At 39.5% G+C, this 15688-nt stretch carries 15 protein-coding genes; 12 read left to right on the forward strand and 3 right to left on the reverse strand.

All coding sequences use genetic code 11. The features are described from left to right. Positions 1 to 151: 151 nt before the first annotated feature. Positions 152 to 925, forward strand: coding sequence for a nucleoside triphosphate pyrophosphohydrolase (gene mazG / locus OOZ15_RS01250; protein ID WP_265953891.1), 774 nt, complete (start codon positions 152 to 154; stop codon positions 923 to 925). A gap of 317 nt (positions 926 to 1242) precedes the next feature. On the opposite strand, the gene OOZ15_RS01255 is transcribed toward mazG, so the two are convergent. After that, a complete protein-coding gene (locus tag OOZ15_RS01255; RefSeq protein ID WP_265953892.1) occupies positions 1243 to 2313 on the reverse strand; it encodes a branched-chain amino acid aminotransferase in 1071 nt (356 codons plus the stop codon). Between the two features lie 275 nt (positions 2314 to 2588). Here OOZ15_RS01255 and OOZ15_RS01260 point away from each other — a divergent pair, with 275 nt between their 5' ends. The 3 genes from OOZ15_RS01260 (at position 2589) to OOZ15_RS01270 (ending at position 4777) form a co-directional block, all read left to right on the forward strand. Then, positions 2589 to 3053: a DUF4920 domain-containing protein gene (locus OOZ15_RS01260; protein ID WP_265953893.1), complete on the forward strand. Its 465-nt coding sequence runs from the start codon at positions 2589 to 2591 to the stop codon at positions 3051 to 3053. Further along, the gene (gene mnmC2 / locus OOZ15_RS01265) at positions 3053 to 3742 is read left to right on the forward strand and encodes a tRNA (5-methylaminomethyl-2-thiouridine)(34)-methyltransferase MnmC2 (protein WP_265953894.1); all 690 of its coding nucleotides are present in this window, start codon (positions 3053 to 3055) and stop codon (positions 3740 to 3742) included. The genes OOZ15_RS01260 and mnmC2 overlap by 1 nt, the downstream gene beginning before the upstream one ends. Before the next feature lie 96 nt (positions 3743 to 3838). Continuing rightward, a complete protein-coding gene (locus OOZ15_RS01270) occupies positions 3839 to 4777 on the forward strand; it encodes a TIGR01777 family oxidoreductase (protein WP_265953895.1) in 939 nt (312 codons plus the stop codon). Between the two features lie 23 nt (positions 4778 to 4800). On the opposite strand, the gene OOZ15_RS01275 is transcribed toward OOZ15_RS01270, so the two are convergent. Beyond that, the gene (locus OOZ15_RS01275) at positions 4801 to 5472 is read right to left on the reverse strand and encodes a YceI family protein (protein ID WP_265953896.1); all 672 of its coding nucleotides are present in this window, start codon (positions 5470 to 5472) and stop codon (positions 4801 to 4803) included. Positions 5473 to 5683: 211 nt separating this feature from the next. Here OOZ15_RS01275 and OOZ15_RS01280 point away from each other — a divergent pair, with 211 nt between their 5' ends. The 6 genes from OOZ15_RS01280 to OOZ15_RS01305 all read left to right on the forward strand — a co-directional run bounded on the left by OOZ15_RS01280 (position 5684) and on the right by OOZ15_RS01305 (position 12100). Beyond that, complete coding sequence (locus tag OOZ15_RS01280; protein WP_265953897.1) at positions 5684 to 6247, forward strand: nucleotide exchange factor GrpE; 564 nt, start codon at positions 5684 to 5686, stop codon at positions 6245 to 6247. 190 nt (positions 6248 to 6437) lie between these two features. Further along, positions 6438 to 7562 (forward strand): molecular chaperone DnaJ, encoded by a 1125-nt coding sequence (dnaJ, locus tag OOZ15_RS01285; protein WP_265953898.1) that lies wholly within the window; start codon positions 6438 to 6440, stop codon positions 7560 to 7562. Positions 7563 to 7769: 207 nt separating this feature from the next. Beyond that, a complete protein-coding gene (locus tag OOZ15_RS01290; RefSeq protein WP_265953899.1) occupies positions 7770 to 8696 on the forward strand; it encodes an ABC transporter ATP-binding protein in 927 nt (308 codons plus the stop codon). After that, entirely contained in the window at positions 8697 to 10034 is a 1338-nt protein-coding gene (locus OOZ15_RS01295) for an ABC transporter permease (protein WP_265953900.1), read from the forward strand. It abuts the gene before it with no gap. A gap of 40 nt (positions 10035 to 10074) precedes the next feature. Continuing rightward, complete coding sequence (locus OOZ15_RS01300) at positions 10075 to 10923, forward strand: mechanosensitive ion channel family protein (RefSeq protein ID WP_265953901.1); 849 nt, start codon at positions 10075 to 10077, stop codon at positions 10921 to 10923. A 13-nt stretch (positions 10924 to 10936) separates the two neighbouring features. Beyond that, on the forward strand, positions 10937 to 12100 hold the full coding sequence (locus tag OOZ15_RS01305) for a sigma-54-dependent transcriptional regulator (protein WP_265953902.1): 1164 nt from the start codon (positions 10937 to 10939) through the stop codon (positions 12098 to 12100). Between the two features lie 180 nt (positions 12101 to 12280). Here OOZ15_RS01305 and OOZ15_RS01310 read toward each other — a convergent pair whose 3' ends face one another. After that, a complete protein-coding gene (locus OOZ15_RS01310; RefSeq protein ID WP_265953904.1) occupies positions 12281 to 13108 on the reverse strand; it encodes a hypothetical protein in 828 nt (275 codons plus the stop codon). Between the two features lie 120 nt (positions 13109 to 13228). On the opposite strand from OOZ15_RS01310, the gene OOZ15_RS01315 reads away from it, so the two are divergent. Continuing rightward, positions 13229 to 14107: a PPK2 family polyphosphate kinase gene (locus tag OOZ15_RS01315; protein WP_265953905.1), complete on the forward strand. Its 879-nt coding sequence runs from the start codon at positions 13229 to 13231 to the stop codon at positions 14105 to 14107. Positions 14108 to 14118: 11 nt separating this feature from the next. Then, positions 14119 to 15522: a M20/M25/M40 family metallo-hydrolase gene (locus OOZ15_RS01320; RefSeq protein ID WP_265953906.1), complete on the forward strand. Its 1404-nt coding sequence runs from the start codon at positions 14119 to 14121 to the stop codon at positions 15520 to 15522. Positions 15523 to 15688 lie beyond the last annotated feature (166 nt).

Here is a 15688-nt window from a genome sequence, read left to right on the forward strand (position 1 = left end):
TTCCAATTCCAATATAATATTTAAGAATCCCTGGCTTTGTCTCGGGGATTGTTTTTTTGATCCGGTTGGGTCATTTTAGAACGAAAAGAGAAGATGTTTTCTCTTTTTTCTGAATCAAAAAAACGTAATTTGTATCCATAAATTATTGTTTATGAATTCGAGAGAACAACAACTGCAAGCCATTGACCGACTTTTGACGATTATGGACGAACTCAGGGAGAAGTGTCCGTGGGACCGGAAACAGACTTTGGAATCGCTACGTCATTTGACTATCGAAGAAACCTATGAATTAGGTGATGCGATCCTGGATCAGGATCTGGAGGAAGTTCGGAAAGAGTTGGGCGATTTGTTGTTGCATATTGTTTTTTATGCCAAAATAGGGAGTGAAACCAAGGATTTTGATATAGCCGATGTCGCCAACGGTATTTGTGAAAAGCTTATCGACAGACATCCGCATATTTATGGGGATGTTGAAGTAGAGGATGAAGAAGACGTCAAAAGAAATTGGGAAAACCTCAAGTTGAAAGAAGGGAAAAAAAGCGTTTTGGAAGGTGTTCCTCGAAGTTTACCGGCCTTGGTCAAAGCGAACAGGATTCAGGATAAAGTTTCCGGAGTAGGATTTGACTGGGAACAACCCGAACAGGTTTTTGAAAAGCTACAGGAAGAATTGGCAGAACTTAGTCAAGAAGTCAAAGTCAACAACCGCGACAAGATCGAAGCCGAATTTGGCGACGTACTCTTTTCCATGATCAATTATGCCCGGTTTTTGAAAATAAACCCTGAAAATGCATTGGAGCGCACCAATAAAAAATTCATAAAACGATTCCAATACCTGGAAAGTAAATCCAAAGAATTAGGAAAACCCCTAAAAGAAATGACATTGGCAGAAATGGATGTTTTTTGGGAAGAAGCTAAAAAGTTATAACAGGGTAAATTCCAAATCCCAAGCACCAAATTTCAAAGATGAAAAGAAAATTTGGCTTCTCCCTTCAGACGAAGGGAGGTGGCCGAGTTCAATTCTGCAAGAATTGGACGAGGTCGGAGGGTTTGATATCCCAAACCATTGGCAAGAACGGAAAGTTTGGTGTTTTAGGAATAGATATGGGCTTTCAAAACACCCCTTTCTCCGCCATCGCTGGAGGCGGATTCATTCCCCTCTTTGTCTAAAGAGGGGAGCCATTTTATAGCTAATGAAAATCTATTTTATATGTTGAAATTTTCCCGACTCCCGACTTCTCTCTTCTATACCTTATACCGCCAACCGTGTTTGTCTTCAGCAAGATTGTACTGAATGTCTATAATGGTTTGTTTTATTTTTGAAGAATAAGAATCGTCGTCTACTTTTGGTAATTCCCATTTGTCTCCTTTGTAGCCAAAGCCTAAAATCGGATTTATAACTGCTGCGGTACCACTACCAAAAATTTCTTTCAGTTCGCCGTTTTTGTACGCATCAAGGATTTCCTGAACCTTAATTGGTCTTACTTCTACATTAATGCCCATGTCTTCGGCTACAGTGATAACACTTTTTCTGGTAACACCGTCCAATATCCTGTCGCTGATTGGGCAGGTAACCAAAGTATCCCCAATTCTGAAAAATATGTTCATCGTACCGGCTTCTTCCAAATATTCATGCGTACTGGCATCGGTCCAGATAATTTGTTGGAATCCTTCTTTTTGCGCCAAATTGGTCGGGTAAAACTGACCGGCGTAGTTTCCTGCGGCCTTTGCATAACCAAAGCCACCACTTGCAGCCCTGCTGTAATGGTCGGCTATTTTAACGCGAACTTCACCACCGTAATAAGATTGTGCCGGAGAACAGATGATCATAAATCTGTATTTATTAGAAGGAGATGCCGAAACACCGTATTCTGTAGCAATAGCAAACGGACGGATGTACAGGCTGTTACCAATTCCTTTTTGAATCCATTCTTTGTCCAGATTCAACAAAGTTGTTAAACCCTCAAAGAAATAATCTTTAGGAAACTCCGGCATAGCTAGTCTTTCAGACGATTTGTTTATGCGATTGAAGTTTTCCTCCGGACGGAATAACCATATATCATCATTCTCATCTTTATAAGCCTTCATACCTTCAAAAACCGCTTGTCCGTAGTGAAAAACACGTGCAGACGGATCTAAAGAGATCGGTTGGTAAGGTATGATTTTGGGTGTTTTCCACTCCCCATCCACATAGTCACAAACAAACATATGGTCGGTAAAAACACTCCCAAAAGCTAAATTGCTAAAATCTACATCATTTATTTTTGATGTCTGTCTCTTTTCAATTTCGATATAAGTGGCGGTCTCCTTGCCCATAACTCCATTTTATTTCTGCTAAATTATAAAATATTCCGTCAAAAAATTGAATATTGAAAGTAAAAATAAGTTATTTTATAGCATAATTTTGTTAGAGCATATTTAAGCTGGTTTGATTGAAGTGAAAAAATGATGATTTTTGTTCCATATGAAGGCTTTTTTGAGCCGCATAGCCGCAGCTACGGGGTGAGAAAAAGGTGAAATATGGGGCAAAAAGGGCATTTTTTAGCCAATTGGAATCAGTTTAAACATGCTCTTGAATAAAAATAAGGATTATGGAAAGAACATATATTTTGATGGTAATAGCTTGTGTATTACTGTCGTGCAATGAGCAAAAAAATTATGAGGTTTTTGGAGCTACTATAGAAGCAGATAACAGTGTTGAAGCTTCAAAAATGAATGACAAGTATGCTTCCTTGGAGGTGGGGGATACCTTGGAGACAAAATTCACGGCAACAGTCAACAGTGTATGCCCTAAAAAAGGATGCTGGATGAAACTTGACCTGGAAAATGGTAAAGAGGCGATGGTTCGGTTTAAGGACTACGGGTTTTTTGTGCCGAAAGATATTCAGGGGAAACAAGTGATTGTAAGTGGAAAAGCATTTATAGACCAAATGTCGGTCGAAGATCAAAAACACTTTGCCGAAGATGCAGGGAAATCAGAAGAGGAAATAGCAGCGATCAGTAAACCGTCGGTTACCTATTCTTTTATGGCTGATGGCGTTTTAATTGAAGAATAGTGGAAAGAAAGATCATCAAAACATCAGATGGGTCATCGACTATCTATCTAAAAGAGTGGGACGAACACTACCATTCCAAACACGGAGCGGTTCAGGAGGCCTATCATGTGTTTATCAACAGCGGATTTTACCCTTTTCTGAAAGACAATCCAGCAAAAGAACTTTCCATACTGGAAATAGGCTTTGGTACGGGATTGAATGCTTTTATCACTTTAATTGAAGCAGAAAAAGCATCGGTTAAGGTGGATTACGAAGGAGTAGAAGCTTATCCGGTTTCAGAAGAAGAGGTAAAACTTTTGAACTATATAGAGCAACTTCAAGCAGAAGACAAGTCCGATTTGTTTACCGAAATGCACCAAATGAGTTGGGGAGAATTTCATTCGGTAACGGATTACTTTCAGCTAAAAAAAAGAAAAGAATTCTTTGCCGATATTGATGATTCCGACCAATTTAACCTCATCTATTTTGATGCTTTTGGAGCTCGTGTGCAACCGGAGTTGTGGGAGGAGTCTATTTTTCGGAAAATGTACACAGCCTTAAAGGAAAACGGGATTTTAGTCACCTATGCCGCCAAAGGAAGTGTGCGTAGGGCAATGCAAAAAGTGGGTTTTGAAGTGGAAAAACTTCCCGGTCCACCTGGAAAACGGGAAATGTTAAGAGCTGTTAAAAAACAGCTCAAGAATCCTTGATTTACGTTAATATTTTTTGCTCAAACTGTTAAAGCTAAATTAAATCAGACTGTTGTGGTCCTCGAAATAAGTACTTTTGCATAAAAGCACAGGAAGGTGAGGATTTTAATAACAGGAGCAACAGGATTGATTGGGAAGGCCTTGGTAGATATGTGCCATGAGCGAGGTCATGAGGTTCACTTTCTTACTACGGATAGGGCTAAGCTGACCAATCGGGAGAATTATAAAGGTTTTTATTGGAATCCGGACAGGAACAAGATCGATACCGATTGTTTTAAAGGGGTAGATGCAGTGATCAATCTTGCAGGAGCAAGTATGTCGAAGCGGTGGACTTTACTGCGACGTAAAAAAATCCTCAACAGCCGTATAAAATCACTTCGTTTATTGAATAGTTCGATCGGAGAGGTAGATCATCAAGTTAAATCTTTTGTTTCTGCTTCTGCTATTGGGATATATCCGCATTCCTACACTAACTATTATGAAGAGAACAATCTTAGCGTTGATGATTCATTTTCGGGAAAAGTAACAGCAGCATGGGAAAAAGAAGCCAAAACGCTTGAAAAACACCATTTTCCCGTAGCGATGGTGCGCACGGGTTTGGTATTGTCATCATCAGGAGGGGCTTTACCTCAAATGGCGATGCCTGTAAAATATTACATGGGCGCTGCCTATGGCAATGGTGAACAATGGCAAAGTTGGATACATATCAACGACATAGCGGGCATCTATCTTTTTATCGTTGAAAATGAATTGACCGGAATCTTTAATGGGGTGGCTTCCAATCCCGTGACAAACAAAAAACTGATTTGTGAAATCGCCCATATTTATAAAAAACCGAAGCTCTTGCCTAATATTCCTGTATGGGTTTTACGGTTTTTCCTTGGAAAAATGGCATATTTGGCAACTGTAAGTCAGCGTGTAAGCGCCAAGAAACTGGAAATGGAAGGCTATCATTTCGAGTTTACAAACATTACCTTGGCTTTAGAAGATGTGTTGTTAAACGAAAAAAGCCAACTCCGGAAGGAATTGGCTTAGTATATTTAGTGTTTTCAGCTTGCTTATGCCTTTGTAGCTTTTACGGTAATAGCAAGTTCTATCTCATCGTTGATGAATTTATCACCAAGATCATCAAAAATAGATTTAGAACCATAGTTTACACCCCAGTCAGTTCTGTTGATTGGGAAAGCTTCGCTTTTTAGAATAACAGCATCTCCATTTTCAGTTACAGAAACCGGGAAAGCGATGTTTTTCTTTTGACCTTTAAGTGCCAAATTTCCTTTAAGCATGGTTTTACCTTCAACTTTTTCCACTCCTGTCACCTCAAAATAGGCAGTTGGGTGCTCTTTTACGTTAAAGAAGTGATCTTGTTTTCCTTCAACAGTCCCTTTTAAGTGGGCTTCAAGGTTTTCTTTACCATCTCCGGGTTCAAGATCGGTTACGGTAATGGTTTTCATATCGATCAAAAAGTTTCCGCTTTCAACAACACCATTTTTCAGTGAGATTACACCAGACTCGATAGTTACGGTTCCTATGTGGGTTCCTGTAGGTTTAGATCCTTTCCATTCGATAATGCTTTCGCCGGGAACAGCTTTATATTTAACAGCTGCTTCTGTGGTTGCTGTCGCTGTTTCAGCTTCTGCGGTTGAAGCTTCGTTTTTTGCTCCTTTTTTACAAGCTGTAAAAACAGTCATAAGGGCAATAATGGAAATTGCCAAGATATTTTTTTTCATTTCAAATTACTTTTTAAAATTTGCAGACCAAAAATAATAATATCGGTGATATACGGCCATTAAAAAATGATTAATTTTTTTAGGTCTGTTATAACGATTAAAAACTGCTCTGAGTGTCTAGTGTTATCAGGTCTTAATGACATTTTGACATTTTTATAGGATTGGCAGTACTTTTGCCAATCATTATTGAGCCTTTATAAATTAAAAATTTATGTCTAAGAAAGAAGATAAAAATAAAAAAGTAACAGTTGAAGAGAACAAAGCTGAAGCCCAAACCGTAGATCAAGCAGTTGAAGAAATGGTAGAACAAGAAGAGGTTGAACAAACCGAAGAGGAAAAACTAAAAGAAGAATTGGCTACGGAAAAGGATAAGTTCTTGAGATTGTTTGCTGAATTTGAAAATTATAAAAGAAGGACAGCAAAAGAGCGTATTGAGCTGTTCAAAACAGCCGGACAAGATATTGTGATGTCAATGTTGCCTGTTTTAGACGATTTTGACCGTGCTTTGGCAGAAATAGCTAAGAGCAAAGACAAGGAGGCGCTAAAAGGAGTAGAGCTGATAAGCAATAAATTCAGAAATACATTGAAGGCCAAAGGCTTGAGTGAAGTAGAAGTGAGCTCAGGAGATGCTTTTGATGCGGAGGTTCATGAAGCGATCACGCAGATTCCTGCTCCAAATGACGATCTGAAAGGAAAAATTGTTGATATTGTGGAAAAAGGATACAAGCTTGGAGATAAGATCATCCGTCATCCAAAAGTGGTTGTCGGACAATAATTATTGACGCTTTGTCATGGTCATTTAATATTGGCCTTGTTTATAAAAAAATAAAGGGGACAAACCTCAATTCATTTCGATGCCCGCCTACCGGACAGGCAGGTAGAGCATCGGGGAACTAAACCCACTTAGTGGGATTAAAAATTCTGATAAAAATAAGAAAGGGTAATCCTTTCCACACTATAAGTACATGAAGGAAGATTATTACGAAATACTGGGAATCGACAAGAATGCAACTGCTGCTGAGATCAAAAAAGCATACAGAAAGAAAGCCCTTAAATATCACCCTGACAAAAATCCGGGAGATAAAGAAGCTGAAGCTATGTTTAAAAAAGCTGCGGAAGCTTATGAGGTATTGAGCAATCCTGAGAAAAAGCAGCGTTATGACCAGTACGGTCATGCAGCTTTTGACGGTGCCGGTGGATTTGGCGGTGGGAGCATGAATATGGACGATATCTTCAGTCAGTTTGGAGATATCTTCGGAAGTGCTTTTGGCGGCGGCGGATTCAGTGGTTTTGGCGGATTCGGTGGTGGCGGTAGAGCCCGGGTGAAGGGTAGCAACCTACGTATTCGCGTTAGACTTACTTTGGAAGAGATCGCTAATGGTGTTGAAAAGAAAGTCAAAGTAAGGCGAAAAGTACAATCCGAAGGTGTAACCTATAAAACTTGTTCAACCTGTAACGGAATCGGACAAGTAACACGGGTTACCAATACCATCTTGGGAAGAATGCAAACAGCCACAACCTGTAATACTTGTGGTGGAGCTGGAGAAGTGATGGACAACCGACCTTCTGGTGCAGATGCTCAAGGCCTGAAAGTAGAAGAAGAAACAGTTTCCATAAAGATTCCGGCCGGAGTTGTAGAAGGTATGCAACTGAAAGTTGGAGGAAAAGGAAACGAAGCTCCCGGAAAACACGGTGTACCGGGAGATTTATTGGTAGCGATTGAAGAACAGGAGCATCCAACTTTGAAACGGGAAGGTGATAACCTTCATTACGACTTGTATGTTAGCATTGCTGAGGCGGTTCTTGGAACTTCCAAAGAAATTGATACGGTGACAGGGAAAGTGCGTATCAAACTTGAAGAAGGCATCCAATCGGGTAAAATATTACGATTAAAAGGAAAGGGAATTCCAAGTATCAATGGCTACGGTCAGGGAGACTTGTTGGTCCATATCAATGTGTGGACGCCAAAAGCCTTAAATAAAGAACAGCGCGAGTTTTTCGAAAAAATGATTGGGGACGAAAATTTTACACCCAATCCGGAAAAAAGCGACAAATCGTTTTTTGAAAAAGTGAAAGATATGTTTTCATGATTTAACTTTTTTATGTTATTAAAAAATATATCTTTGTAGGAACACTGGTTCTAACCTAGTGTTAATTTTTTCTTTTTCATAGCAATTTTTTCCCATCCTTGATACTTTTTTTAAGGGTGGGTTTTTCTTTTCCAGATTAAGGAAAAAGATCTGGTAAAAACACTCTTTTTGGAGTATTTCAATATCTTTGAACAAATCAAATTAAATATGGCGAATTTATTGGCCGCTGAAAATGTCACCAAAGCCTTTGGTGATTATACCGCATTAAACAAAATATCCCTGGAAATCCCCGAAGGAACCATCTTTGGTTTGCTGGGTCCCAATGGGGCCGGGAAAACCACCTTTATTAGAATCATCAACCAAATCACTTATCCCGATACCGGAAACGTTATTTTTAATGGAGAGCGGTTGCATCCCGAACACGTTAAGATGATTGGTTATTTGCCCGAAGAGCGTGGTTTGTATAAAAGCATGAAAGTAGGTGAGCAGGCACTTTATTTGGCACAGCTGAAAGGAATGAACAAGACCGATGCCAAAAAGAAGTTGAAATATTGGTTTGAAAGGTTGGAGATAGGTGACTGGTGGAATAAAAAAGTGCAGGAACTTTCAAAAGGGATGGCACAAAAAATTCAATTTGTGGTGACTGTTCTCCATGAACCCAAGCTGTTGATTTTTGACGAACCTTTTAGCGGATTCGATCCCATAAATGCAAATCTCATTAAAGATGAAATATTGAGGCTGAAAGAGAATGGTTCTACCGTTATTTTTTCTACCCATAGAATGGAATCTGTCGAGGAATTGTGTGAACACATTGCTCTGATCCACAAATCGAACAAAATATTGGATGGTAAACTGACCGACATCAAAAGGGATTTCAAGAACAATATCTATGAAGTTGGATTAGAAACGGATGATAAAAACGCATTAAAATCTGAATTAGAGGGTAAGTTTTCGGTTGAAGAAGCTCATTTTAAATCCTTGGAAGACGAACTTAAAGTGCGCATAAAACTCGACAGTAATGAAACGGCCAATGGTTTACTCCATTACCTAACCTCTAAAGCCAGGGTAAATCACTTTGTGGAAGTAGTGCCCACGGCAAACGAAATTTTTATTGAAACGGTAAAACGCAATTAAATGGACAAATTATTACTCATTATAAAGCGCGAATACCTGGCCAAGGTTAGAAACAAGTCGTTCATTGTGTTAACCATTTTGAGTCCGCTTATCATTGTAGCCATGATAGCCTTGGTGGTTTATTTGGCAAAAGTAAATAGTGAAGAGAAAAGAGTGATTGCCGTTTTGGACGAAAGCACTTTTTTCAGTCGTCAATTTGAGACAGGGGCCGAAGCTTCTTATGTAGATTATAGGAATTTATCATTGGAAGAAGCCAAAGATTCGGTGAGATCAAGTGGATATTACGGTCTGCTCTTTATTCCGAGGGGAAGTGAGATTGATGCTGTAGCTGAAGGCATTCAGTTTTATACAAAAGAATCGCCAAGCATGGACATCTTGGCAAGTCTTGAAGGAAAAATAAAGACCAGGATACGTGAAGAGAAATTGAACGATTTAAATATTTCCCCGGAAGTAATTAATAGTTTGGGAGCAAATTACGATATGAATATCGTTAATTTCAGCGGTGAAAAGAACGTAAAAGGAATAACAGAGATCAAAGCTGTCATTGGTGGTGGTTTTGGTTATCTCATCATGATGTTCATCATTATTTACGGCGCTTTTGTCATGCGAAGTGTGATCGAAGAAAAGACAAGTCGTATTATTGAGGTGATTATTTCTTCGGTAAAACCTTTCCAATTGATGTTGGGGAAAATCATCGGGACTTCTTTGGCAGGAATCACCCAATTTGTCATCTGGATACTTTCCGCAGGCATCCTAACATTCGTGGTCTTGTCTTTTATGGGCGTTGAGCTTGACGTTTTACACTCCAAGGCTAATATTTCTCCAGAGGCCATGGAAACCCTTAATGAAGCCTCGGCTTCTCAAGACACCATCCAATTGTATGTAAACGAATTGATGAAAATTCCATGGGGAACACTAATAGTTTCTTTTTTGCTTTATTTTTCATTGGGATATTTAATCTACAGTTCGATCTACGCAGCCATTGGAGCTGCTGTTGATAATGAAACCGACACCCAACAATTCATGTTTCCGGTTATTATGCCATTAATGCTGGCCATTTATGTTGGCTTTTTCTCTGTTTTTGAAAATCCGCATGGGCCTATAGCCGTTGGTTTTTCTTTATTTCCTTTAACATCGCCCATTGTGATGCTAATGCGTTTACCAAGTGGGGTAGGTGCTGCGGGTGTTCCGTGGTGGCAACTTATCGCATCTATTGTATTATTGATACTAACCTTTATCTTTATAGTCTGGTTAGCCGCCAAAATATACAGGGTGGGGATATTGATGTACGGTAAAAAACCGAGTTATAAGGAAATATACAGGTGGTTGAAATATTAAGTAGTTTATGTATCTTCTAAGTTAAAATGTTTATTTTAAAATGAAAGAAATTGCAGGCGGTATTGTAAATGGTATAAAAGAGCTTTTTAATTTCCCCTTGTACTCAGGAAAAGATGTTTCCATTACGGCAAGCACCATACTTCTTATTATTATAAGCTGTATTATAGCCTTTTATATATTAAAACTGATAAGAAGACTGATCACTTCAAAACTTCCACTTGAGGATAAAGGGAAATTTGTAAGTATCTTCAAATTTGTCAACTATATTGTTTACATCATAGTCGTTATTATTGTCTTGAGTTCATCCGGAGTTAACCTGACCGTACTTTTAACAGCTTCTGCGGCACTTTTTGTCGGTTTGGGTTTTGCTCTTCAGTATTTGTTTCAGGATATTATTTCCGGGGTACTTATCATTGTCGACCAATCTTTACACGTAGGTGATGTAGTGGAGATAGACGGGAAAGTAGCCCGGGTGATTGATATAAAACTGAGGACGACAAGAGCCATTACTAGGGACGACAAGATTGTGATTATACCCAATCACTTTTTTCTAACGGACATCATCTATAATTATACCCAAAACCACAAAACAACAAGGGAAACAATCACCGTTGGAGTGGCATATGGAAGTGATACAGCATTGGTAAAAAAAATATTGTTGAAGAGTCTCGAATCACAAGATGGTGTCTTGAAAAAACCAAAACCTAATGTTATATTTAATGATTTTGGTGATTCGGCACTTGTTTTTAATTTGAATTTTTATATCAGTGATAGTTTTACCGATCCGAGTATAAAAAGTGATGTACGATTTAAGATCGATCAATTGTTTAGGGAACATAATGTCACTATTCCTTTCCCACAAAGGGATGTACATATTTTTAATAAGTAATTAAAAAAGAATAATGGCAAAAATATTGGTTATTGAAGACGAAGCTGCCATCCGAAGGGTGTTGGTTAAAATCCTGACCGAAGAGAACAGCAAATATGAAGTGGAAGAAGCCGAAGACGGTTTGGAAGGGGTGGAAAAGATAAAGAAACAGGATTTTGACTTGGTTTTATGTGATATAAAAATGCCAAAAATGGATGGCGTTGAAGTACTAGAAGCTACTGGAAAGATAAAACCGGAATTGCCTTTTGTGATGATTTCCGGCCATGGTGACCTCGAAACGGCTGTGAATACCATGCGGATGGGTGCCTATGATTATATTTCAAAACCCCCCGATCTGAACCGGCTTTTGAATACCGTAAGAAATGCACTCGATAAAAAAGAACTTGTCGTAGAGAACAAACGCTTGAAAAAGAAGGTGAGCAAGAACTACGAAATGGTTGGGGAGAGCAAGAGCATTACGCTCATAAAGGAAATGATCGAAAAAGTGGCTGATACTAATGCCCGGGTCATGATCACCGGACCCAACGGAACGGGAAAAGAATTGGTGGCACATTGGTTGCATCAGAAAAGCGAGCGCTCCAAAGGACCGATGGTAGAAGTGAACTGTGCTGCTATTCCGTCGGAATTGATAGAAAGTGAACTCTTCGGACATGTAAAAGGAGCATTTACCTCGGCGGTAAAAGACCGAGCCGGGAAATTTGAAGCTGCCAATGGCGGAACCATCTTCCTTGATGAAATAGGAGACATGAGCCTTTCGGCACAGGCCAAAGTTTTAAGAGCACTTCAGGAAAATAAAATCTCCCGGGTAGGAAGCGATAAAGACATAAAAGTGGATGTACGCGTGGTGGCGGCAACTAATAAAGACCTGAAAAAAGAAATCGAAGACGGAAAATTCAGGGAAGATTTATATCACCGTTTAGCTGTAATCCTGATCGATGTTCCACCCTTGAACGATAGAAGAGATGACATTCCGTTGCTCATAGAACATTTTGCGAAGAAAATTGCCAGCGAACAAGGAAATGCACAAAAGAAATTCACGACAAAAGCCGTAAAACTACTTCAAGAATACGATTGGACGGGAAATGTCAGAGAATTGCGCAATGTAGTGGAACGTCTTATCATCCTCAGCGGAAAAGAAGTAAGCGAAAAAGATGTAAAGCTTTTTGCAAGTAAGTAACATAAGGTGTCTGAAAAGTAATTAAAGCTTGATATTGTCAGGTTGAGCGCAGTCGAAACCTATTAATTTTCAATAGTTATTTAGTTCTCGACTGCGCTCGAACTGACAAATTGAATATATGGAAATACTTTAAAAGGTTATTTTTAATAATTATATTCGTGAATCAGCGGCAAACAACCTTTATTTCTGCATACATTTATTCAAAGCGTTCAACACTTTCTGTTGTGTGCTTACAGTAAGTTTTAGGTAGTAGTCACGAGTGTTTTTCAGCGATTCGTCGTTTAAAACTTCATCCCCTCTGGAATAGCCTCCATTCAAAATTTCCGAAGCTTCATTACAATCAAGGGTACTGGCCAATTCTTTCAGGCTTTTTTCCATGTCAAAGAGTGATTGCTCCGCTGCATGCTTTACCCTCAATTGTTGATCCAGTTCATGTTGACGATTGATACGGGCTTGTTCTGCCAATTGTTGTTGTTTGGCTATTTTTTCTTCCAACAAGCGTTGTTGTTCCAACAGACGCTGTTTTTCAGCTTCCAGTTTTTGCTGTTCGCTCATCAAGTTTTGTTCTACTTCAGTTGAAGGGGCTTCATCAGTTACCGAAGAAGGACTTGAAGCAACAGAGCTGTAGTCTATACTCGCCGTACTACCAGAAGTACTACACATATCCAACTTGGTCATGACCTTTTGCAGGTCTTCGTGAGCCTTTTTCATGTAAAAACGCCCCGCTTCCCAATCTGCCGGATCTGTGGCCTGATTCAGGTTATCGAGACCGTCGATAATAGGGTTAACCGCTTCATTGCATCCGCAACTTTCTACCAATCCTTTTGTTTTTTCCAAAGCAGCAACAGCCCTGTCGGCATAATACTTTTGATGGTCAAAATTATCAGCGTCCAACGATTTTTTGGTATGTGCCAGTGCGTAGCTTAACTGCGAATACGCTGAGTCACAATTAGCTGTTAGGTTATAAGAAAACGACAGGAATAGAAAAAGTAGTGTAAGTTTTTTCATAACATACAGGTTTAAATTCATTAATTTGGGCAAAGCAATATTACAATTTATATTGGATTTTCAAAAACTTTGTGGTAAACTTATTCATGTTTGTGGCGTAATCGCCCAATGATTTTAACTATGGAAGCAATAAAAACCTCAGATTATAGAGTAGACAAGGAAGTTCGACTGAATGAAGTGCCAACGCTTAACAATTTGGAGGCAACGAACGACGAACTTAAAGAACGGCTTAAAGACATCCGCAAAAAGCTGGGGAAATTCCAGGATGTGATTTATGCACATGCCAAATACAGTGTACTTATATGCTTACAGGGGATCGATACTGCGGGAAAAGACAGTTTGATAAGGGAAGTGTTTAAGGATTTTAATTCCAGAGGAGTGGTGGTACACAGTTTTAAAACGCCTACAGATAAGGAAAAGAAACACGATTATTTATGGAGGCATTACATCGCTTTACCTGAGAAGGGGAAATTTGGGGTTTTCAACCGAACACATTATGAGAATGTATTGGTGACCAAGGTTCACCCAGAATATATCTTGGGGGAGCATATTCCAGGAATCGAAAGTGTAGATGACATTACCGAAGCCTTTTGGCATAAACGCTTTGAGCAGATCAAGGATTTTGAGAAACATTTAGCAGAAAACGGAACAATTATATTTAAATTTTTTCTTCATTTGTCGAAGGAAGAACAGAAAAACAGATTGTTGAGAAGGTTGGAACGAGAAGACAAAAACTGGAAGTTTTCCCCCGGAGACCTAAAAGAACGGGAACTTTGGGATCAATACAGGAATTGTTATCAAGAAGCCATCAATGTCACATCACAACCATATGCGCCTTGGTATATCATTCCGGCAGATAATAAAAAAGCAGCACGGGTTATTGTGGCCGATATTTTGTACGATGAATTGAAAGAATATAAAGACATCAAACTTCCGGAATTACCCGATGCCATAAAAGCAAATATTGAAGAATACAAAGCGATATTGAATAAAGGATAAACTTAATTACAATGATCAAAAAAACATGTTTATTGATAGCTGTAACCTTGATTTCTTTTGTAGGAATAGCCCAGACAAATGATGAAGCCCAACTTCAAAAAATTTACAAAACCTCACTGACCAATGGAAAAAGCTACGAATGGTTGGATTATTTGTCCAATCAGATAGGGGGACGACTTTCGGGATCTTTTAATGCTGAATTGGCGGTTGAATATACAAAAGAGCAATTGGAAACACTGGGCTTGGATCGTGTTTGGCTCCAACCGGTGATGGTTCCTAAATGGACGAGGGGAATCAAGGAATTTGCCTACATTGAATATGGACCGGGAGAGACTAACGGGGTAAACATTTGTGCCTTGGGTGGTTCGGTAGCCACACCTGCTGGAGGATTGAAAGCTCACGTAATTGAAGTACAAGGACTAGATGAATTGGAAGCTTTGGGAGAGGAAAAAATAAAAGGAAAGATTGTTTTTTATAACCGTCCCATGCAAGCGGATTTGATCCAGACCTTTGAAGCCTATGGTGGTTGTGTTGATCAACGGTATTCCGGTGCGGCCGAAGCGGCTAAATATGGTGCTGTAGGGGTAATCGTAAGGTCGATGAACCTTCGGTTGGACGATCTGCCCCATACCGGGAGCATGAGTTATGGTGATTTGCCCGTTTCAAAACGGATTCCGGCAGCAGCTATAAGTACTAATGGGGCAGAATCTTTAAGTACTATGTTGGCGCTCAATAAAGACATCAAGTTTTTCTTCCGACAAACTTGTAAAGTATTTCCTGATGTACAATCGTATAACGTGATAGGTGAAATAAAAGGAAGTACATATCCCGATGAGATCATTACCGTGGGTGGACATTTGGATTCGTGGGACTTAGGTGATGGTTCACACGACGACGGTGCCGGTTGTGTGCAAAGCATGGAGGTGTTACGTCTGTTGAAAGAGACAGGATATACCCCTAAACGAACCATCCGAGTGGTTTTGTTTATGAACGAAGAGAATGGTTTACGTGGGGCGACAAAATATGCTGAAGTAGCCAAAGAAAAAGGAGAAAACCATGTGTTTGCCTTGGAAAGTGATGCCGGCGGATTTACTCCCAGAGGTTTCTCTTTTGATTGTTCCGATGTGGATTTTGAACAAATTCTTTCATGGAAACCACTTTTTAAACCCTATCTGATTCACTATTTTGAACAAGGAGGCAGTGGCGCCGATGTAGGTCCACTAAAAGGAAATGGAACCGTATTGGCCGGACTTCGTCCCGATTCACAACGCTATTTTGATCATCACCATGCAGCAAACGATACCTTTGAACACGTTAACAAAAGAGAACTGGAACTCGGAGCAGCCACAATGACATCTTTAATCTATCTGATGGATAAATATGGAACGGTAGCTTTTAATAAGATTAAGGGGTAAATCCAGATTACTTATTGAAGGTAATGCTGCGCGAATGTCTCTCGGCTTTGCGCATTTATCTGCGTGAAAGTACTGGAAGGCACATAAACAAAAAAGTTCCTCAAAGTCGGGAGACTTTGCGGAGCGGGGTGAGGGCAAATGAATTCAGTTTTGTGATAGTAGAATT

It is taken from the genome of Galbibacter kalidii (assembly GCF_026241135.1).
GTDB lineage: Bacteria > Bacteroidota > Bacteroidia > Flavobacteriales > Flavobacteriaceae > Galbibacter.

Coding starts and splice junctions, on each gene's coding strand:
- OOZ15_RS01305 (WP_265953902.1), top strand. CDS start 10,937: ATGGCAAAAATATTGGTTATTGAAGACGAAGCTGCCATCCGAAGGGTG.
- dnaJ (WP_265953898.1), top strand. CDS start 6,438: ATGAAGGAAGATTATTACGAAATACTGGGAATCGACAAGAATGCAACT.
- OOZ15_RS01275 (WP_265953896.1), bottom strand. CDS start 5,472: ATGAAAAAAAATATCTTGGCAATTTCCATTATTGCCCTTATGACTGTT.
- OOZ15_RS01315 (WP_265953905.1), top strand. CDS start 13,229: ATGGAAGCAATAAAAACCTCAGATTATAGAGTAGACAAGGAAGTTCGA.
- OOZ15_RS01290 (WP_265953899.1), top strand. CDS start 7,770: ATGGCGAATTTATTGGCCGCTGAAAATGTCACCAAAGCCTTTGGTGAT.
- mazG (WP_265953891.1), top strand. CDS start 152: ATGAATTCGAGAGAACAACAACTGCAAGCCATTGACCGACTTTTGACG.
- OOZ15_RS01300 (WP_265953901.1), top strand. CDS start 10,075: ATGAAAGAAATTGCAGGCGGTATTGTAAATGGTATAAAAGAGCTTTTT.
- OOZ15_RS01320 (WP_265953906.1), top strand. CDS start 14,119: ATGATCAAAAAAACATGTTTATTGATAGCTGTAACCTTGATTTCTTTT.
- OOZ15_RS01260 (WP_265953893.1), top strand. CDS start 2,589: ATGGAAAGAACATATATTTTGATGGTAATAGCTTGTGTATTACTGTCG.
- OOZ15_RS01295 (WP_265953900.1), top strand. CDS start 8,697: ATGGACAAATTATTACTCATTATAAAGCGCGAATACCTGGCCAAGGTT.
- OOZ15_RS01310 (WP_265953904.1), bottom strand. CDS start 13,108: ATGAAAAAACTTACACTACTTTTTCTATTCCTGTCGTTTTCTTATAAC.
- OOZ15_RS01280 (WP_265953897.1), top strand. CDS start 5,684: ATGTCTAAGAAAGAAGATAAAAATAAAAAAGTAACAGTTGAAGAGAAC.
- OOZ15_RS01255 (WP_265953892.1), bottom strand. CDS start 2,313: ATGGGCAAGGAGACCGCCACTTATATCGAAATTGAAAAGAGACAGACA.